Consider the following 20152-nt stretch of genomic DNA (forward strand, 5'->3'; position numbering starts at 1 on the left):
ACGGTTTGGGGGTGGGCTTGACGGGCTGTCCAGGCTGGACGGGCCCGTCGGGCTGACTCCGTGTGCGTCCCGGATGCCTCCGTGCCGCGTTGTCGGGCCGTGTGGGGCCTTTGGTGTACCCCGGCTGCTTCCGCTGTCCCCGCCGCTGCGCGGCGGGGACGCCCCACCCGCCCACCCGTGACTGTGGGACCAGGGTGACTCCCGGGCCCTTCGGGGCGTTGCTTGCGGGCTGCGGGCTGCGGGCTGCGGGCTGCGGGCTGCGGGCTGCGGGCTGCGGGCTGCGGGCTGCGGGCTGCGGGCTGCGGGCTGCGGGCTGCGGGCTGCGGGCTGCGGGCTGCGGGCTGCGGGCTGCGGGCTGCGGGCTGCGGGCTGCGGGCTGCGGGCTGCGGGCTGCGGGCTGCGGGCTGCGGGCTGCGGGCTGCGGGCTGCGGGGTGCGGGGCTGCGGGGCTGCGGGGGTGCGATCGGCTTGGTTGTGGGCTGGGGTCACTCGAAATGGTGAGGGCTGTGGGGTGGGCCTGGGCGGTGCCGCGGGGACGGCGGTCACGGGCGGGTGGGTGGGGAACCGCCGCGGAGCGGCGGAAGGGCTGCCGGGCAGCAGGGGGGGCAGGGAGTGCGCACGAGGGTGCCGCGGGGACGGCGGTCACGGGTGGGACCTGACAGGGTCACCCCGGCGCGGACTCGGCGTGCGGCAGGGGCGTGCGGAGGTGCGTGCACGCCCGCGGCGTGCGGGAAAGGGCGCCGCCTATACCCCGCAAGCCGCCCGGGGCGACCATACGGTGAGGCAGAATCGACAGCAGCCGTCATACGCGACGGCCAAAAGATCAACTGGTGAGCCCCCGGCCGCCCGGCCCGGCCCACGGCTCACCGGCACCCGCCCGCACCACACCCCCAGCCGCCTCCGCACCCGACCGCAGCACCGCACCCGACCACAGCGCCAGACCGCAGTATCCGACTCCGCACCGCACCCGACCACAGCGCCAGACCGCAGTATCCGACTCCGCACCGCACCCGCCCCCGGTCCCGCCGACCGGACTCCGCCGCCGTACGACCTGAAGGTCCCATGCCGCCCACGCTCGCCTCGCTCGTCCACCACTCCGCGCTCAAACTCACCGTGCGCGCGGGCGAGGACCGCCTGGACACCCCCGTGCGCTGGGCGCACGTCAGCGAGCTCGCTGACCCCGTGCCGTACATGGAAGGCGGCGAGCTGCTCCTGATCACCGCGCTGAAGCTGGACGCGGAGGACCCGGACACCATGCGGCGCTACGTGAAGCGGCTCGTCGGCGCGGGCGTCGTCGGCCTCGGCTTCGCGGTCGGCGTGAACTACCCCGACATCCCCGAGGCGCTGGTCGAGGCGGCACGGGCGGAGGAGCTGCCCCTCATCGAGGTGCCGCGCCGCACCCCCTTCCTCGCCATCAGCAAGGCCGTCTCCGCCGCCATCGCCGCCGACCAGTACCGCGCCGTCACCGCGGGCTTCGCCGCCCAGCGCGAGCTGACCAAGCAGGCGCTCGGCGACGGCGCGCAGGGGCTGCTCGGCGCGCTCGCCGGGCAGGTCGACGGCTGGGCCGCGCTGTACGACGCCTCGGGCGCCGTCGTCGCCACCGCGCCCGAGTGGGCCGCCCGGCGCGCCGCCCGGCTCACCCCCGACGTCGAGCGGCTCCGGGAGCGGCCCGCGCCCGCCAGCCTCGTCGTGGCCGGGGCCGACGACCGGGTCGAGCTGCACACCCTCGGCACCGGGCGGCGGCCGCGGGCCGCGCTCGCCGTCGGCACGGCGTCCACCCTCGGGACCGCCGAGCGGTACGCCGTGCACTCCGCGATCGCCCTCCTCACCCTCACCACCGAGCGGTCCCGCTCCCTCCAGGCCGCGGAGGCCAGGATCGGCTCCGCCGTGCTGCGGATGCTGCTCGCCGGAGAGCCGGACCACGCCCGCGCGGTCGCCGGTGACCTGTACGGCGGGCTGCTCGACGCGCCCTTCCGGCTGGTCGTCGCCGAGGTGGCCGGGCCCGCGGAGGCCGCGGGCGAAGGGGCCGGGGCGGCCGAGGGCGCCTGGTCGACGGAGCTCGTCGACGCCGTCGAGTCGGCCGCGGCGCGCTTCGGTGAGGCGCTGCTCGTCGTGCCGTACGGGGAGCGGCTCGTCCTCCTCGTCGCCGACGGCGGGGCCGCGCATCTCGCCACCGTCGAGTACGCGGCGCTCCTCGACGCCGACCGGGCCGAGGGGCGCGAGTCCGCCGAGGAGCCCGGGCCGCTCATGGGGCTCTCGGCGCCCGCCGGGCCCATCGCCGCCGCGCCCGCCTACAAGCAGGCCGAGCAGGCGCTGTCCGTCGCCCGGCGGCGCGGGCGGTGCCTCGTGGAGCACGAGGAGCTGGCCGCGGGGTCGGTGCTTCCGTTGCTCGCGGACGACGCGGTGCGGGCGTTCGCGGACGGGTTGCTGCGGGCGCTGCGCGAGCATGACGCCACCGGGCGGGGGGATCTGGTCGCCTCGCTGCGGGCGTGGTTGTCGCGGCACGGGCAGTGGGATGCCGCTGCCGCTGACCTCGGGGTGCATCGGCATACGCTGCGGTACCGCATGCGGCGGGTCGAGGAGATCCTCGGGCGGTCCCTTGACGACCCGGACGTCCGGATGGAGCTGTGGCTGTCGCTGAAGGCGACTTCGGCGGCGGGCGAGTAGGCCCGAGCCCTCGCGGGGCGCCCCAGTCCCGCCCCTTCTCCGATCCCGGGGCTCCGCCCCTGGACCCCGGGGGCGGGTGTCCCGTTGCCGTGGGACGGGGGCGCCCTCGAATCGGCGCTTCGCGCCTCGTCCTCAATCGCCGGACGGGCTGAAAAATCCCCGGGGCGGGCCGGAAAGGCGCTGCGGTGTGAGCCGTTTCGGGGCTGAGGGTGCCGGGCTGTTGCTCAGCCAAGTGCAGGTGGGGGCGGGTGGGTGGGAGAGAGCCCGTCCGGCGTTTGAGGACGAGGCGCGGAGCGCCGATACCGGGGGTGACCCCGGCAGGGCTGACGGTGCCGGGCTGTCGGCCAGGCCGCTGCAAGTTCGGGCGGGCGGGTGGGAGAGAGCCTGTCCGGTGTTTGAGGACGAGGCGCGAAGCGCCGATACGGGGCCGCCCTGACATTCCGGTGTGCCGGGGCTTCCCACTACGCCGAGTCGGACAAGCCCCGCAGGAAAGTCGCGCCCCTACGGTGGGACCCGTAACCCCGTAGACGAATGAACCTCCGCGGAAGGGCCGGGATTCGCATGACTTCCATCCACGCCTTCTGGCTCGCCGGTCGCCAGACCACCGGCGAGACCACCCTCGACGTCACCTCGCCCTGGGACGGGCGCCTCGTCGGCAAGGCGGCCGTGCCCACCGACGCGCAGGTGGAGGAGGCCGTCGCGGCCGCCTACGCCGTGCGCGACGAGTTCGCCGCGACCCCGGCGCACGTCCGCGCCGCCGCCCTCGACCACGTGAGCCGTCGCCTCGTCGAGCGCACCGAGGAGATCGCCCAGCTGATCTCCGCCGAGAACGGCAAGCCGATCAAGTGGGCGCGCGGCGAGGTCGGCCGCGCCGTCTCCGTGTTCCGCTTCGCCGCCGAGGAGGCCCGCCGCTTCAACGGCGGCGAGGCCCAGCGCCTGGACACGGACGCCGGCGGCCAGGGCCGGCTCGCGTTCACGCGCCGCTTCTCCAAGGGCGTCGTCCTCGGCATCGCGCCGTTCAACTTCCCGCTGAACCTGTGCGCCCACAAGGTCGCCCCCGCGATCGCCGTCGGCACGCCGATCATCCTGAAGCCCGCCCCGGCGACCCCGCTCAGCGGACTCCTCATCGGTGAGCTGCTTGCCGAGACCGAGCTGCCCGCGGGCTCGTGGTCGGTCCTGCCGGTCGCGAACGACAGGATGCCCGCGCTCGTGCAGGACGAGCGGCTCCCGGTCGTCTCCTTCACCGGCTCCGAGAAGGTCGGCTACGCGATCATGGACTCGGTGCCGCGCAAGCACTGCACCCTGGAGCTCGGCGGCAACGGCGCGGCCGTCGTCCTCGGCGACTTCTCCTCCGAGGCCGACCTGGACTGGGTCGCCGCGCGCGTCGCGACCTTCTCCAACTACCAGGGCGGCCAGTCCTGCATCTCCGTACAGCGGGTGATCGCGGACGCGTCCGTGTACGACCGGCTGCTCCCGAAGATCGTCGAGGCGGTCGAGGGCCAGGTCACCGGCGACCCGTCCGACCCGAAGACCGACGTCGGCCCGCTGGTCAACGAGGACGCGGCCAAGCGCGTGGAGTCCTGGGTCGACGAGGCCGTGGGCGCCGGAGCCAAGCTCCTGACCGGCGGCAAGCGCGACGGCGCCACGTACGCGCCGACCGTCCTCGCCGACGTGCCGGCCGACGTCACGATCGCCTGCGAGGAGGTCTTCGGCCCCGTCATGACGGTGACGAAGGTCGACGGCGAGCAGGCCGCGTACGACGCCGTCAACGACTCCAAGTACGGCCTCCAGGCGGGCGTGTTCACCCACGACCTGCAGACCGCCTTCCGCGCCCACCGCGCCCTTGAGGTCGGTGGCGTCGTCATCGGCGACGCGCCCTCCTACCGCGCCGACCAGATGCCCTACGGCGGCGTGAAGCAGTCCGGCGTCGGCCGCGAGGGCGTCCGCTTCGCCATGGACGACTACACGTACGAGCGCGTGATGGTCCTGACGGGGATCGAGCTGTAGGCACCCGCCCCACCCGTCCCACCCGGAGAACGGCCGGAGCCCGCTGTGCGGGGGCTCCGGCCGTTCTCGCGCGTTCGCTGCGCGAGGGCTGGTGGGAATGCCGGGAATCGGGTACGAACGATCGAGTAGCACCGGTGAGTAACCATGATCCGGTTCTGTCCGGTCCAAGATCGGTCGATCGGTCCCGACCCCGACTCGCGGCGAGGTGAGCCTCTTGTCCGCACCACACTCCACAGAGCCCAAGGTTTCCGAACGTGAGGCAAGGCAGGTCGCCGAAGCCGCCCGCGAGCAGGACTGGCGCAAGCCCAGCTTCGCCAAGGAACTGTTCCTGGGCCGCTTCCGCCTCGACCTGATCCACCCGCACCCGCTGCCCGCCGACGAGGCGGTCCAGCGCGGCGAGGAGTTCCTCGCCAAGCTGCGCGACTTCTGCGAGACGAAGATCGACTCGGCCCGCATCGAGCGCGAGGCGCAGATCCCGGACGAGGTCGTCAACGGCCTCAAGGAACTCGGCGCGCTCGGCATGAAGATCGACACCAAGTACGGCGGCCTCGGCCTCACGCAGGTGTACTACAACAAGGCGCTCGCGCTCGTCGGCTCCGCCAACCCCGCGATCGGCGCGCTGCTCTCCGCCCATCAGTCGATCGGCGTACCGCAGCCCCTGAAGCTGTTCGGCACCCAGGAGCAGCGGGACGCCTTCCTGCCGCGCTGCGCCCGCACGGACATCTCCGCGTTCCTGCTCACCGAGCCGGACGTGGGCTCCGACCCGGCCCGCCTGGCCACGTCCGCCGTCCCCGACGGCGACGACTACGTCCTGGACGGCGTGAAGCTGTGGACCACCAACGGCGTGGTCGCCGACCTGCTCGTCGTGATGGCGCGGGTGCCCAGGTCCGAGGGGCACAAGGGCGGGATCACGGCCTTCGTCGTCGAGGCCGCCTCCGAGGGCGTCACCGTCGAGAACCGCAACGCCTTCATGGGCCTGCGCGGCCTGGAGAACGGCGTCACCCGCTTCCACCAGGTGCGCGTCCCCGCCGCCAACCGCATCGGCCCCGAGGGCGCGGGCCTGAAGATCGCCCTCACCACCCTCAACACCGGCCGCCTCTCGCTGCCCGCGATGTGCGTCGGCGCGGGCAAGTGGTGCCTGAAGATCGCCCGCGAGTGGTCGGCCGCGCGCGAGCAGTGGGGCAAGCCCGTCGCGTACCACGAGGCCGTCGGCTCGAAGATCTCCTTCATCGCCGCGACCACCTTCGCCCTGGAGGCCGTACTCGACCTGTCCTCGCAGATGGCCGACGAGGACCGCAACGACATCCGCATCGAGGCCGCCCTCGCCAAGCTGTACGGCTCCGAGATGGCCTGCCTGATGGCCGACGAGCTGGTGCAGATCCGCGGCGGCCGCGGCTTCGAGACCGCCGAGTCGCTCGCCGCGCGCGGCGAGCGGGCCGTGCCGGCCGAGCAGATCCTGCGCGACCTGCGCATCAACCGCATCTTCGAGGGCTCCACGGAGATCATGCACCTGCTGATCGCCCGCGAGGCCGTCGACGCCCATCTGAAGGTCGCCGGGGACCTCATCGACCCCGAGAAGACCCTCTCCGACAAGGCCCGCGCGGGGGCCGCCGCCGGTGCCTTCTACGCCCGCTGGCTGCCCAAGCTCGTCGCGGGGCCCGGTCAACTCCCGCGTACGTACGCCGACTTCCATCCGGCGGGGCACGCGGACCTCGCGGCCCATCTGCGCTACGTCGAGCGGTCGTCCCGCAAGCTGGCCCGCTCCACGTTCTACGCCATGTCCCGGTGGCAGGGGCGGATGGAGACCAAGCAGGGCTTCCTCGGGAGGATCGTCGACATCGGCGCGGAGCTGTTCGCGATGAGCGCGGCGTGCGTGCGGGCCGAGCTGCTGCGCACCACCGAGGGGCACGGCCGGGAGGCCTACCAGCTCGCCGACACCTTCTGCCGGCAGTCCCGCGTCCGCGTCGACGAGCTCTTCGGGCGGCTGTGGACCAACACCGACGACCAGGACCGTCGGGTGGTCAAGGGTGTCCTCTCAGGTGCGTACACCTGGCTGGAGCAGGGTGTCGTCGACCCCAGCGGCGACGGCCCCTGGATCGCGGACGCGACGCCCGGCGCGAGCACGCGGGAGAACGTCCACCGTCCGATCCGCTGAGGCAGGGCCTCGCGGGGGCGCCCCAGGCCCACCCCTTCCCGGCTGTGACAATGTGCGGCTCCGCCGCGTGGGGGGGGCTCCGCCCCGGACCCCGCTCCTCAATCGCCGGAGGGGCTGTATATCTCGCCGCTGCGGCAGGATTTCAGCCCGTCCGGCGCTTGAGGACGAGGCGCGGAGCGCCGACAGCGGGGGTCCAGGGGGCGGCAGCCCCCGGTTTCGGGAAAGGGGCGGGACTGGGGCGCCCCGCGAGGGCCCCCGGCGCGACCCGAGAGGTGCTGTCGGATCCGGGGGCCGGTGCGGCCACAATGGGGGCATGAGCGAAAGCCCTGCCCCCCTCGCCGACCCGCACCTCGTCTTCGACCCCGTAGGGACAGACGGACCGCGGGACATCGTCATCCTCGGCTCCACGGGTTCGATCGGCACCCAGGCCATCGACCTGGTGCTGCGCAACCCCGACCGCTTCCGCGTGACGGCCCTGTCCGCGGCGGGCGGCCGCGTGGGCCTCCTCGCCGAGCAGGCCAGGCAGCTGCGGGTGCGCACCGTCGCGGTCGCCCGCGAGGACGTCGTACCGGCCCTGCGCGAGGCCCTGAGCGAGGAGTACGGCACCGGGGAGCCGCTGCCCGAGATCGTCGCGGGCCCGGACGCGGCCACACAGCTCGCGGCCACCGACGCGTCCCACTGCCACACGGTCCTCAACGGCATCACCGGATCCATCGGCCTCGCCCCCACCCTCGCCGCCCTGGAGGCGGGCCACACGCTCGCGCTCGCCAACAAGGAGTCGCTGATCGTCGGCGGCCCGCTGGTGAAGGCGCTCGCCAAGCCCGGCCAGATCATCCCGGTGGACTCCGAGCACGCCGCGCTGTTCCAGGCCCTCGCCGCCGGCACCCGCGCCGACGTCCGCAAGCTGGTCGTGACCGCGTCCGGCGGCCCCTTCCGCGGCCGCACCAAGGCCGATCTGGCGCACGTCACCCCCGAGGAGGCGCTCGCGCACCCCACCTGGGCCATGGGCCCGGTCATCACGGTGAACTCCGCGACCCTGGTCAACAAGGGCCTGGAGGTCATCGAGGCGCACCTCCTGTACGACATCCCCTTCGACCGCATCGAGGTCGTCGTGCACCCCCAGTCGTACGTGCACTCCATGGTCGAGTACGCCGACGGCTCGACCATCGCCCAGGCCACCCCGCCGGACATGCGCGGCCCCATCGCCATCGGGCTCGGCTGGCCCGAGCGGGTCCCGGACGCGGCCCCCGCCTTCGACTGGTCGAAGGCCTCGACCTGGGAGTTCTTCCCGCTCGACACCGAGGCGTTCCCCTCGGTCGGGCTCGCCCGGCACGTCGGGGAGCTCGCGGGCACGGCCCCGGCGGTGTTCAATGCCGCCAACGAGGAGTGCGTGGACGCCTTCCTGGCGGGCGCGCTGCCCTTCAACGGCATCATGGAGACCGTGACCCAGGTCGTCGCCGAACACGGCACACCGCGCGCGGGAACCTCGCTTACCGTGGCGGACGTCCTCGAAGCGGAGACCTGGGCGCGCGCCCGGGCCCGTGAACTGACGGCCACGACCACCTCGTCGGCGACGACGGGGAACCAGACGACCGCGGAGGCTCGTGCATGACGACCTTGATGATGATCCTCGGCATAGTCGTCTTCGTGATCGGGCTGCTGTTCTCGATCGCCTGGCACGAGCTGGGCCACCTGTCGACCGCGAAGATGTTCGGCATCCGGGTGCCCCAGTACATGGTCGGCTTCGGCCCGACGCTGTTCTCGCGCAAGAAAGGCGACACCGAGTACGGCATCAAGGCCATCCCGCTCGGCGGCTACATCCGCATGATCGGCATGTTCCCGCCGGGTCCCGACGGGAAGATAGAGGCACGCTCCACCTCGCCCTGGCGCGGCATGATCGAGGACGCCCGCTCCGCGGCCTTCGAGGAGCTCAAGCCGGGCGACGAGAGCCGCCTGTTCTACACGCGCAAGCCCTGGAAGCGCGTGATCGTGATGTTCGCCGGGCCCTTCATGAACCTGATCCTGGCCGTCGTGATCTTCCTCGGCGTGATGATGACCTTCGGCATCAGTACGCAGACGACGTCGGTCGGCAAGGTCTCCGACTGCGTCATCGAGGCCAGCCAGAACCGCAACACCTGCGCGAAGGGCGACAAGCCCGCCCCCGCCAAGGCCGCCGGCCTCAAGGCCGGTGACAAGATCGTCGCCTTCCAGGGCAAGGACGTGGGCGACTGGTCCGTGCTCCAGTCGAAGATCCGCGAGACCGTCGGGCCCGCGACGCTCACCGTCGAGCGCGACGGCAAGCGCCTCGATCTGCACGCCAACCTGATCAAGAACCAGGTCAGCAAGACCGACGGCGACGGCGGCTATGTCGAGGGCAAGTACGTCTACGCCGGGTTCCTCGGCTTCACGCCCGCCTCCGGCATCGTCCAGCAGTCCTTCGGCCAGTCCGTGGACCGCATGGGCAACATGATGGAGAACGGCGTCGAGTCCATCGTGGCGCTGCCCTCGAAGATCCCCGACCTGTGGGACGCGGCCTTCGGCGACGGCGACCGCAAGCAGGACTCGCCCATGGGCGTCGTCGGCGCGGCCCGTGTCGGCGGTGAGGTGTTCACCCTGGACATCCCGCCGCAGAACCAGATCGCGATGATGCTGTTCCTGCTCGCGGGCTTCAATCTCTCCCTGTTCCTGTTCAACATGTTGCCGCTGCTGCCGCTGGACGGCGGGCACATCGCGGGTGCACTGTGGGAGTCGCTGCGCCGCAACGTGGCGAAGGTGTTCCGGCGGCCCGACCCCGGCCCCTTCGACGTGGCGAAGCTGATGCCCGTCGCCTATGTCGTCGCCGGGATCTTCATCTGCTTCACCATTCTGGTGCTCATCGCGGATGTGGTTAACCCGGTGAGAATTTCCTAGACACGCGATGTTTGCGGCGGTCGGGCACCATGTGTGGCCGACCGCCGCAGTGTGTGCGAGGCCACCCGCGCATGGGTGGACATCGGGGCGGGATGTGCCTGAGCCCTGTGGGGTGCCGTAACCTCGAACCCGCGAATGAGCGATGTAGCAGCGAAGCCGCGCACGCGTGGCGACGCCGCGAAGACCGGTGCCCGCCGAACTCGGGACCTTGATCCACACCTTGGGGATGCACGCCAGATGACTGCCGTTTCTCTCGGAATCCCGTCCGTACCGACCAAGCTCGCCGACCGCCGGGTCAGCCGCAAGATCCAGGTCGGTTCGGTGGCCGTCGGCGGGGACGCGCCGGTGTCGGTGCAGTCGATGACGACGACGCGTACGTCGGACATCGGGGCGACGCTGCAGCAGATCGCCGAGCTGACGGCGTCGGGATGCCAGATCGTACGAGTGGCGTGCCCCACGCAGGACGACGCCGACGCGCTCGCCACGATCGCGCGGAAGTCGCAGATCCCGGTGATCGCCGACATCCATTTCCAGCCGAAGTACGTGTTCGCGGCGATCGACGCCGGGTGCGCCGCGGTGCGTGTGAACCCCGGCAACATCAAGCAGTTCGACGACAAGGTCAAGGAGATCGCGCGGGCCGCGGGTGACGCGGGCACGCCGATCCGCATCGGCGTCAACGCCGGATCCCTGGACGCCCGCCTTCTGAAGAAGTACGGCAAGGCGACGCCCGAGGCGCTCGTCGAGTCGGCCCTCTGGGAGGCGTCCCTCTTCGAGGAGCACGGCTTCCGGGACATCAAGATCTCGGTGAAGCACAACGACCCCGTCGTGATGGTCAACGCCTACCGTCAGCTCGCCGCCGCCTGCGACTACCCCCTGCACCTCGGCGTGACCGAGGCGGGCCCCGCCTTCCAGGGCACCATCAAGTCGGCCGTCGCCTTCGGCGCGCTGCTCTCCGAAGGCATCGGCGACACGATCCGCGTCTCCCTCTCCGCGCCCCCCGCGGAGGAGGTCAAGGTCGGCATGCAGATCCTGGAGTCCCTGAACCTCAAGCAGCGCCGCCTGGAGATCGTCTCCTGCCCGTCCTGCGGCCGCGCCCAGGTCGACGTCTACAAGCTCGCCGAAGAGGTCACCGCCGGCCTGGACGGCATGGAGGTGCCGCTCCGCGTCGCCGTCATGGGCTGCGTCGTGAACGGCCCCGGCGAGGCCCGCGAGGCCGACCTCGGCGTCGCCTCCGGCAACGGCAAGGGCCAGATCTTCGTCAAGGGCGAGGTCATCAAGACCGTCCCCGAGTCGAAGATCGTCGAGACCCTCATCGAAGAGGCCCTCAAGATCGCCGAACAGATGGAGAAGGACGGCGTGACGTCGGGCGAGCCTTCGGTCACGATCAGCTAGTTCTGGCCCCTGGGCCTTGTGCGGGGTGCCCTGGCGGGCGGGTGGCCGGGGTGCGTCGGCGGGTGGCCCGCCGTGGGAGGTGGTTCGCTCCCACCCGCCCACCCGTGACTGTGGGACGTGTGGTCACCGGGGTTGGGCTCCGCGCCCGGCGACGGTGGTCCGGGTGTGGTTGTGCGCGGCGGATCGTCTCGGGTTCGTCGGCGGCGGTCCCGCCGTGGAGGCGCCCGCCGCTGGCGCGGCGGATTTCCCCCACCCGCCCACCCACCCGTCGCTGTGGGGCGGGGCCTACGCGCCCGCCCCTGCGTTTCCCCGGGGTGCGGTCTACCCACCCGCTCTTGCGGTTTGGTGGGGTGGTGCCTGCCCGCTTGCCTCTGCGTTTCTCTGGGGTGTGGTTTGCCCGCCCGGCCTTGCGGTTTGGTGGGGTGGTGCCTGCCCGCTTGCCTCTGCGTTTCTCTGGGGTGTGGTTTGCCTACCCGGCCTTGCGGTTTGCCGGGGCGGCGCCTGCGCGCCTGCGCCTGCGTTTCCCTGGGTGCGGTCTACCGACCCACCCCTGCGGTTTCTCGGGGCGGGGCCTGCCTGCCCGTTCCTGCGTTTCCCCGGGGTGCGGTCTACCCACCCCTGCGGTCCCCCGGGGCGGGGCCTAAGCGCCCCTACCCGTGGCGGCCCCCGGGGCGGGGCCCAACCGCCTACCCGTGGCGTCCCCCCGGGGCGGCGCTCACGTTCCTGGCGCCCTCCCGGGCCACGGCCCCCTGGCCTCCGGCCGGGTGTGGACCACCCACCCGTGGCCTTTCCCGGCCCCCAACACCTCCCCGGCCGGCGCCCGCCCGGGGTTCCGGGGTTTCCCCCGGTCCCACCTGTGCGGGTGGGCGGGTGGGAGGGAGCCGCCGCGCAGCGGCGGGGAGAGTTGCCGTGTGGGGCCCGAGTAGGCGAGCCGCCGCGGGGAAGGACCTCCCCTAGTGCGGGGAAGCGGTTCCCCGGGGTGCGGGGGAGGTGGCCGGTGGCGGCGAAGGGGCGTGGGCGCGTCACCATCGGGGACGTGGCCCGGGAGGCCGACGCGTCCGTGACCACCGTGTCCCGCGTGCTCAACGACGTCACCACCGTCGACCCCACCCTCGCCCACCGCGTCCGCCAGGCCATCGCCGACCTCGGCTACCGCCCGAGCGCCGCCGCCCAGGGCCTGGCCCGCGGCCGCTCGGGCACCCTCGGCGTACTCGTACCGGACCTGGCGAACCCGCACTTCAGCGACCTGGTGAAAGCCTTCACCGCGACGGTCCGCGGGAGTGGTGCCCGGGTTCTCGTGATGGACTCCGACGAGGACCCGGCCGCCGAGCGCGACCTTGCGGAGGACCTGCTCAGATACGCCGACGGCCTCCTCCTGTGCGCACCCCGCATGCCCCGCGCGGACCTCGCCGCCCTGGCGCACCGCGGCACCCCGCTCCTCGTCGCCAACCGCCGCGACCCCGGCCTCGCCCTGCACACCGTCGGCGTCGACTTCCACCAGGGCGTGCTCGCCGTCTGCGGACACCTCGCCCAGCTCGGCCACCGCCGCGTCGTCTACCTCGCGGGGCCCGAGGGCTCCTGGGCCAACCGCGAGCGGCTGCGCGCCCTGTCCGGCGCCGAGGCGTTCGGCCTGCACGTCACCGTGCTGGCCTGCGGCTCCACCACGGACGACGGCCACGCCGTCGCCGAGCGCGCCCTCGCCGCCGGGGGCACCGCCCTGGTCGCGTACAACGACTTCGTCGCCCTCGGCCTGCTGTCCCGCCTCGCCGAACTCGGCGTACGCGTCCCCGACGACATCTCGCTCACCGGCTTCGACGAGATCGACCTGGCCCGGTTCTCCTCGCCGCCGCTCACGACGGTAGCGGTACCCCGCAGCGGCCTCGGGCGTGCGGCCGCCCTCGCCCTCGTGCGGTTGATGGATGGCGAGGTCGACGGCGCCTTCGACGCCCTCCCCGTTGAGCTGCATGTTCGCGGTTCCACCAGCGCACCGTCTTGACAGCTCCGATGTATGGCAGGACCTTGTTCGGGCACCTGGATCGAGGAAGCGCTACCTCGCAGCGGCCTCGTCCTCGCCGATGTCCGAGGGAGCCCCCGTGTTCCGTACGACTCGCAAGGTTCCAGCACATCAGACCCCTGGCATGAGGCCGTTCGGCGTCGCCAAGTCGCCCGGCGCCGCCGTTCCTGAGCGACACGTCCCCGACGGTGATTCATCCGATGACCAGGGCCGCAGTGCCCGCCCTGCCCGCCCCACCCGCCGTACGGCCCTCGCCGCAGGCGCCCTCGCTGCGGCCACCCCGCTGCTGCTGCCCGCGCACTCCGCGCCCGCCGCGAGCACCACCGCCGACCCCTGGTCCCGTGTCCCCGCGATCCTCGCCCGCGTCAAGCCGCCCCGATTCCCCCAACGGCGGTTCGATGTAAGGGACTTCGGCGCCGTGGGCGATGGCGTCACGATGAACACCGCCGCGTTCCGGCGGGCCGTCGCCGCCTGCCATGACGCCGGGGGCGGCCACGTCCTCGTACCCGAAGGCGGCCGCTTCCTCACCGGCGCGATCCATCTGCGCAGCCGCGTGAACCTGCGTGTCGACGGCACCGTCCTGTTCTCCAAGGACCCCGCCGACTACCTCCCGATGGTGTACACGCGCTGGGAGGGCACCGAGTGCTGGAACTACTCGGCGTTCGTCTACGCCCACGGCCAACGCGACATCGCGATCACCGGGCACGGAACGCTCGACGGCCAGGGCATGGACGGGCCCTGGAAGAGCTGGCGCGACCCCGGCGGCGGGCAACCCGCCGACCAGGCCGAGCTGCGGCGCATGGGGGAGGAGGGGGTGCCCGTCGCGCGGCGGCTCTTCGGGCCGGGGCACTGTCTGCGGCCGAACATGGTGCAGTTCTACCGCTGCCGCAACGTCCTCATCCAGGACGTCACCGTCCTCGAACCCGCCATGTGGACCCTGCACCCCGTCCTGTGCACCAACGTCCTCATCAAGGACGTCGACGTCATCGGCCGCATCAACAACAGCGACGGCGTCGACCCCGAGGCTTGCGCCGACGTGCTCATCACCGGCTGCCGCTTCCACACGGAGGACGACTCCGTCGCCGTGAAGTCGGGGCGCGACGAGGACGGCCTCCGCGTCGGCGTGCCGAGCCGCGGCATCGTCGTGCGCGACTGCGTGTTCTCCGGGCGCTGGGGCGGCATCGCCGTCGGCAGCGAGATGTCCGGCGGCGCGTACGACGTCTTCGCCGAGAACTGCCGCGTCAACCCCGTCGACTTCCCCGGCCGCTTCAACCCCCGCCACCCCGTCTTCCTCAAGACCAACACCAAACGCGGCGGCGCCATCGACGGCGTCTACGTACGGAACTTCACGGGCCGCCGGATCGACCGCGACTGCGTCTACCTCACCACCAGGTACGCCGGCCAGAGCGGCCCCCACCAGGCCGTCATCCGCAACGTACGCGTCGAGAACATGCGCCACGACGGCGCCCGGCACGCCCTCAACCTCGAAGGGCTCGACGCCCACCCCTTCGGCCCCGTGCACATCGCCCACTGCGACTTCACGGGCATCGAGCGGCCCAACGTCATCGAAGGCGCCCCCCAACTCACGCTCCGCAAGGTCTTCGTCAACGGAACCGAGGTCCACCACCCATGACGCCCGCCCCGAAGCGCCGCACCAGATCCCTGCCCCTGTGGGCCGCCGTCCTCGCCCTCCTCGGCGGGCTCCTCCTCGCCGGCACCGGCACCGCCACGGCCAACGCCCCCGAGCCCGCCCCCGACCCGCCCCGCCAGTCCATGCTCAGGAACGCCACCGCCGGGCTCTTCCTGCACTGGGGCATGTTCACCAGCCCCAAGCACTACGACTGCCGGGAGTGGGAGAAAGCCGTCACCGACGGCGGCTGGACGCCCGACTACTGGGTCGACGAGGCCAAGAAGCTCGACGCGAGCTACATCGTCCTCGCCACCTTCCACTCCCGCCTCGGCTACGCCCGCCCCTGGCCGTCGAAGATCCCCGGCACCTGCTCCACCCGGCGGGACTTCCTCGGCGAGCTGATCGAGGCGGGCGAGGCCAAGGGCGTCAAGACGATCCTCTACATGACCGACGACCCCAAGTGGCACGACGAGCAGGGCATCGAGACCCTCGACTCGGCCGCCTACTCCGCCCACAAGGGCCGCGACATCGACCTCACCGGCCGACCCGGATTCGGCGAGTTCTCGTACGACAACTTCTTCGAGGTCATGGACAACTACCCCGAGCTGTCCGGCTTCTGGATCGACAACGACAACGAGTACTGGGAACAGCACAAGCTCTACGAGCAGATCCGCGAGAAGCGCCCCGACATGACGCTGAGCAACAACAACGAGGACACCCCGGCCATGGACATGGTGTCCCACGAGCAGAAGACCGGCATGACCCCGACCTACGACCAGCCCTCGGCGATCTGGACGCCCATGCCGCGCCTGACCGAGTCCTGCTACAAGGTGCCGAGCACCGGCGCCTGGTGGTACGACGGCCAGGACCGCCCGGTCGACACCGGCCTCAACGTCGGCCGCTACGTGGCCAACTCGGGCACGTCCATCAAGTCCCTGATGGACCTCCAGGCCATGGTCGACGGCAGATTCCCGCCCCAGCAGCAGAAGTTCACCGACTTCATGAAGGACTACCTGCCGCCCGTCCGGGAGTCCCTGCACGGCGTCGACGGCGGCGGCTACCGCCACGGCGGCATGCAGCCCGGCGCGTGGAACGACGGCGCGTACGGCTACGTCACCGTCAGCCGCGCCAAGCCCACCACGCAGTACGTCCACGTCACCACCCGCCCCACCACCGGCGACCGGATCCGCCTGCGCGACAACGGCCACCGCGTCCAGCGCGTCACCGACCTGCGCACCGGCGAGCGGCTGCCCTTCGCCCAGAGCGACGGCAGCCTCACCGTCCGGTCGATCGAGGACTGGGACGCGTACGACACCGTCCTCAAGGTCGAGACCGAACGCGGCCGCGAGGGCTCCTACCCGACCGGCTCCGTCAAGGCCGACGACCCCGCCCTGACCGACGGCGACTTCTCCACGTACTCGGACAACAAGGGCACCCTGCCCGTCTCCGTCACGCTCGACCTCGGCAAGCGCAAGAAGGCCGCGTTCCTCGGCATCAACCAGCGCGAGTGGTCACCCACCCACAACCGCTCGACCTTCGGCAGGCCGGAGGACTCCGCCCGCATCAAGGACTACACCGTGTCCGTCAGCGACGACGGCAGACGGTGGCAGAAGATCAGGACGGGCGTCCTGGAGAGCGCCCGCGGCATCCGCTTCATCGACCTCGGCGACGACGTCCGCACCCGGCTGCTCAAGCTCGACGTGAGCACCACCTGGGCCGCCGCCACCGCCCCCAACTTCCACCGGCAACTCAAGATCGACGAGATCCAGGTCGGCCACGGGTACGTGCGGCGCCGCTGATCCCGCAGGTCGCCGCCCGGCCGCCGCACCGTGACCGGGCGGCGACCGGGCGGCGTCGCGGAACCTCGCCAGGTACAGTGCGGAGATCAGCAGACCGTATGGTGAGGCCCCCGCACGTGTTGACCCAGACCACCACCAGGGTCCTCGATCCGAGTGACCTGGACGCCGCGCTCGCGGTGCTCGACCGCGAGCCGGTCGCGAACGCCTTCGTCACGGCCAGGGTGCGCGTCGCGGGCCTCGACCCGTGGCGCCTCGGCGGCGAGATGTGGGGCTGGTACGAGGACGGCATGCTGGAGTCCCTGTGCTACGCGGGCGCCAACCTCGTCCCGATCTGCGCCACCCCCCGCGCCGTCCGCGGCTTCGCCGACCGCGCCCGCAGGGCCGGACGCCGCTGCTCCTCCATCGTCGGCCCCGCCGAGCCCACCGCCCGCCTGTGGCGCCTGCTCGAACCGTCCTGGGGGCCCGCCCGCGAGGTCCGCTCCCAGCAGCCCCTGATGGTCACCGACCGGCTGCCCGACGACATCACGCCCGATCCGTACGTCCGCCGCGTCCGCAAGGACGAGATGGAGACGATCATGCCGGCGTGCGTGGCGATGTTCACCGAGGAGGTCGGCATCTCGCCGCTGGCCGGGGACGGAGGCCTGCTCTACCAGGCCAGGGTCGCCGAACTCGTCGGCTCCGGCCGATCCTTCGCCCGCATCGACGCCGACGGCCGCGTCGTCTTCAAGGCCGAGATCGGCGCCGCCACGGACCGTGCCTGCCAGGTGCAGGGGGTCTGGGTCGCGCCCGAGTACCGGGGGCAGGGGATCGCCGCGCCCGGCATGGCCGCCGTCCTCAAGTACGCCCTCGCGGACGTCTCCCCGGTCGTCAGCCTCTACGTCAACGACTTCAACACGGCCGCACGGGCCACGTATCGCCGGGTCGGCTTTCAGGAGGTCGGGGCTTTCATGAGCGTGTTGTTCTGAGAGCCCCGTAAGGGGCGCGGGGAACTGCGCGACCGGCCCAAGAAAAGCCGCAGACGCGTCTGCATGGTCACTCGGCAGACGCGTCTGCGGCATGTCGTGCGCTGAGCGCGCAGTTCCCCGCGCCCCTTACGGGGCCGTTTCCGGCCGTGGCCGGACTTCGGTGCCGCCCGGTGTCGACATCCGGCGAAGTAGGGTTTCCGCATGACTGACGACGTCGTGATCGGGCCCGTCGACCTGGCCGCGCGTGTGGACGACGCGCTGCGCGTACAGGCCCTCGCCTTCGGGCTCAGCGACGACGAGATCGCCGTGCGCCGCCAGATCGTCCTGCGGCACCTGACCCACCCCGGCGCGCGGGCGCTCGGCGCCACCACCCGCGACGGACGGCTCGTCGGCTTCGTCTACGGCATGCCCAACGACCGCGCGCACTGGTGGTCCACCGTCGTCGAGCCCTATCTGCGCGGCTGGGACCTGGACGGCTGGCTCGACGACTCCTTCGTCATCACCGAGCTGCACGTACGCCCCGGCTACCAGAACCGCGGGCTCGGCCGCGCCCTCATCACCACCATCACCGACGCCGCCGCCGAACCCCGCTCCATCCTCTCCGCCATCGACACCGAGAGCCCCGCGCGCGCCCTGTACCGCTCCCTCGGCTACACCGACCTGGCCCGCAACGTGCTCTTCCCGAGCGCCCCCAAGCCGTACGCGGTCATGGGCGCACCGCTGCCCCTGCGGCGGTCCGGGGGCTGAATCGGATTTCCACGTGCCCGCGTGCCCCGGCTAACCTGCGGCCATCACTCTTTCCACGCAGGAGATCACCATGGTCCAGGTCCAGCGCATGTCCCGTTTGATGGTCAAGACACTGCGCGACGACCCGGCGGACGCGGAGACGCTCAACCACAAGCTGCTCGTGCGCGCCGGTTACGTCCGCCGGACCGCCGCGGGCATCTGGACCTGGCTGCCGCTCGGCAAGAAGGTCTACGAGAACGTCGCCCGCGTCGTCCGCGAGGAGATGGACGCCATCGGCGGCCAGGAGGTCCTGCTCCCGGCCCTGCTGCCCAAGGAGCCCTACGAGGCCAGCGGGCGCTACGAGGAGTACGGCGATCTCCTCTTCCGCCTCAAGGACCGCAAGGGTTCCGACTACCTCCTCGGCCCCACCCACGAGGAGATCTTCACCCAGGTCGTCAAGGACCAGTGCTCGTCCTACAAGGACCTGCCCGTGATCCTCTACCAGATCCAGACCAAGTACCGCGACGAGGCCCGTCCGCGCGCGGGCGTCCTGCGCGGCCGTGAGTTCCAGATGAAGGACTCGTACTCCTTCGACGCGTCCGACGAGGGCCTCGCCGAGGCGTACGCGCTGCACCGCGCCGCCTACCAGCGCATCTTCGAGCGCCTCGGCCTGGACTACCGCATCGTGTCCGCCGTGTCCGGCGCCATGGGCGGCTCGGCGTCCGAGGAGTTCCTGGCGCCCGCGCCCGCCGGTGAGGACACCTTCGTGGACTGCCCCGAGTGCGACTACGCCGCCAACACGGAGGCCGTGACCTTCGCCCTCAAGCCGGTGCCGGCCGACGGCCACGGGGCCGTCGAGGAGCTGGACACCCCCGACACCCCCACCATCGAGACCCTCGCCGAGCACCTGGGCGTCCCGGCCTCCGCCACCCTCAAGAACCTCCTCGTCAAGGTCGACGGCGAGATCGTCGCCGTCGGCGTGCCCGGCGACCGCGAGGTCGACCTCGGCAAGCTCGGCGAGCACCTCGCGCCCGCCGAGGTCGAGCTGGTCACCGCCGAGGACTTCGAGGGCCGTGACGACCTCGTCCGCGGCTACGTCGGCCCCCAGGGCCTGGAGAAGGTCCGCTACATCGCCGACCCGCGCGTCGCGCCCGGCACCTCCTGGATCACCGGCGCCAACAAGGCCGACACCCACGCCCGCAACGTCGTCTGCGGCCGTGACTTCGAGGTCGACGACTACTTCGACGTCGTCGTGGTCGAGGCGGGGGACCCCTGCCCCGCCTGCGGCGCCGGACTGAAGCTGGACCGGGCCATCGAGATCGGCCACATCTTCCAGCTCGGCCGCAAGTACGCCGACACCTTCCAGCTGGACGTCCTCGGCCAGAACGGCAAGCCCGTCCGCGTCACGATGGGCTCCTACGGCATCGGCGTCTCCCGCGCCGTCGCCGCCCTCGTCGAGCAGACCGCCGACGAGCAGGGGCTCTGCTGGTCCAAGGAGATCGCCCCGGCCGACGTCCACATCGTCGCCGCCGGCAAGGCCGTCCAGACCGAGCTGGCCCTCGACGTCGCCGAGCAGCTGGGCGCCGCGGGCGTCCGTGTCCTCGTCGACGACCGCGCCGGCGTCTCGCCCGGCGTCAAGTTCACCGACGCCGAGCTGATCGGCGTCCCCACGATCCTGGTCGCGGGCCGCCGGTCCGCCGATGGCGTGGTCGAGCTGAAGGACCGTCGGTCGGGGGAGCGGGAGGAGCTGTCGGTGTCCGACGCGATCGCTCGCCTCACGGCGTAAGGGGGACGGGGGGCTCCCGATGCCGGGGGCTCCCCACACCCCCTCCGCGGGTGGGCCGCCGCACCCTCGGTCGCGCTGCGCGCTCGTCCTCAAACGCCGGAC

Annotated in this window: 12 protein-coding genes; all 12 read left to right on the top strand. The window is 72.1% G+C overall.

The annotated features are described in order from the left end of the window. Nucleotides 1–1061 precede the first annotated feature (1061 nt). The 12 genes from AB6L24_RS33985 to AB6L24_RS34040 all read left to right on the top strand — a co-directional run bounded on the left by AB6L24_RS33985 (nt 1062) and on the right by AB6L24_RS34040 (nt 20050). On the top strand, nt 1062–2666 hold the full coding sequence (locus AB6L24_RS33985; RefSeq protein ID WP_405661802.1) for a PucR family transcriptional regulator: 1605 nt from the start codon (nt 1062–1064) through the stop codon (nt 2664–2666). Nucleotides 2667–3227: 561 nt separating this feature from the next. Next, complete coding sequence (locus AB6L24_RS33990; RefSeq protein WP_405661805.1) at nt 3228–4673, top strand: aldehyde dehydrogenase family protein; 1446 nt, start codon at nt 3228–3230, stop codon at nt 4671–4673. A gap of 205 nt (nt 4674–4878) precedes the next feature. Beyond that, nucleotides 4879–6828 (top strand): acyl-CoA dehydrogenase family protein, encoded by a 1950-nt coding sequence (locus AB6L24_RS33995; RefSeq protein WP_405661808.1) that lies wholly within the window; start codon nt 4879–4881, stop codon nt 6826–6828. Nucleotides 6829–7141: 313 nt separating this feature from the next. Then, nucleotides 7142–8440: a 1-deoxy-D-xylulose-5-phosphate reductoisomerase gene (gene dxr, locus AB6L24_RS34000; RefSeq protein ID WP_405661811.1), complete on the top strand. Its 1299-nt coding sequence runs from the start codon at nt 7142–7144 to the stop codon at nt 8438–8440. Beyond that, complete coding sequence (locus AB6L24_RS34005) at nt 8437–9738, top strand: M50 family metallopeptidase (RefSeq protein ID WP_405661812.1); 1302 nt, start codon at nt 8437–8439, stop codon at nt 9736–9738. Before dxr ends, AB6L24_RS34005 begins: the two co-directional genes overlap by 4 nt. A gap of 237 nt (nt 9739–9975) precedes the next feature. Continuing rightward, entirely contained in the window at nt 9976–11130 is a 1155-nt protein-coding gene (gene ispG, locus AB6L24_RS34010; RefSeq protein ID WP_030362036.1) for a flavodoxin-dependent (E)-4-hydroxy-3-methylbut-2-enyl-diphosphate synthase, read from the top strand. Nucleotides 11131–12127: 997 nt separating this feature from the next. Beyond that, nucleotides 12128–13126 carry a LacI family DNA-binding transcriptional regulator gene (locus tag AB6L24_RS34015; protein WP_405661815.1) on the top strand — a complete coding sequence of 333 codons (999 nt, stop codon included), beginning with the start codon at nt 12128–12130 and terminating at the stop codon, nt 13124–13126. 142 nt (nt 13127–13268) lie between these two features. Further along, nucleotides 13269–14777, top strand: a complete 1509-nt coding sequence (locus tag AB6L24_RS34020) for a glycoside hydrolase family 28 protein (RefSeq protein WP_405661817.1) — start codon at nt 13269–13271, stop codon at nt 14775–14777. Continuing rightward, nucleotides 14774–16573 (top strand): alpha-L-fucosidase, encoded by a 1800-nt coding sequence (locus AB6L24_RS34025; RefSeq protein ID WP_405661819.1) that lies wholly within the window; start codon nt 14774–14776, stop codon nt 16571–16573. The genes AB6L24_RS34020 and AB6L24_RS34025 overlap by 4 nt, the downstream gene beginning before the upstream one ends. A 116-nt stretch (nt 16574–16689) precedes the next feature. After that, a complete protein-coding gene (locus tag AB6L24_RS34030) occupies nt 16690–17538 on the top strand; it encodes a GNAT family N-acetyltransferase (RefSeq protein ID WP_405661821.1) in 849 nt (282 codons plus the stop codon). Nucleotides 17539–17739: 201 nt separating this feature from the next. Beyond that, nucleotides 17740–18285 (top strand): GNAT family N-acetyltransferase, encoded by a 546-nt coding sequence (locus AB6L24_RS34035; RefSeq protein ID WP_380846941.1) that lies wholly within the window; start codon nt 17740–17742, stop codon nt 18283–18285. A gap of 70 nt (nt 18286–18355) precedes the next feature. Beyond that, a complete protein-coding gene (locus tag AB6L24_RS34040; protein ID WP_405661824.1) occupies nt 18356–20050 on the top strand; it encodes a proline--tRNA ligase in 1695 nt (564 codons plus the stop codon). Nucleotides 20051–20152 lie beyond the last annotated feature (102 nt).

Source organism: Streptomyces sp. RK9 (genome assembly GCF_045070545.1).
In the GTDB taxonomy this organism is placed as follows: domain Bacteria; phylum Actinomycetota; class Actinomycetes; order Streptomycetales; family Streptomycetaceae; genus Streptomyces; species Streptomyces alboflavus.

Excerpts from the sequence above, each read along its gene's own strand:
- AB6L24_RS33985 (WP_405661802.1), top strand. The coding sequence starts at position 1,062 with ATGCCGCCCACGCTCGCCTCGCTCGTCCACCACTCCGCGCTCAAACTC.
- AB6L24_RS33990 (WP_405661805.1), top strand. The coding sequence starts at position 3,228 with ATGACTTCCATCCACGCCTTCTGGCTCGCCGGTCGCCAGACCACCGGC.
- dxr (WP_405661811.1), top strand. The coding sequence starts at position 7,142 with ATGAGCGAAAGCCCTGCCCCCCTCGCCGACCCGCACCTCGTCTTCGAC.
- AB6L24_RS34005 (WP_405661812.1), top strand. The coding sequence starts at position 8,437 with ATGACGACCTTGATGATGATCCTCGGCATAGTCGTCTTCGTGATCGGG.
- ispG (WP_030362036.1), top strand. The coding sequence starts at position 9,976 with ATGACTGCCGTTTCTCTCGGAATCCCGTCCGTACCGACCAAGCTCGCC.
- AB6L24_RS34020 (WP_405661817.1), top strand. The coding sequence starts at position 13,269 with ATGAGGCCGTTCGGCGTCGCCAAGTCGCCCGGCGCCGCCGTTCCTGAG.
- AB6L24_RS34025 (WP_405661819.1), top strand. The coding sequence starts at position 14,774 with ATGACGCCCGCCCCGAAGCGCCGCACCAGATCCCTGCCCCTGTGGGCC.
- AB6L24_RS34035 (WP_380846941.1), top strand. The coding sequence starts at position 17,740 with ATGACTGACGACGTCGTGATCGGGCCCGTCGACCTGGCCGCGCGTGTG.
- AB6L24_RS34040 (WP_405661824.1), top strand. The coding sequence starts at position 18,356 with ATGGTCCAGGTCCAGCGCATGTCCCGTTTGATGGTCAAGACACTGCGC.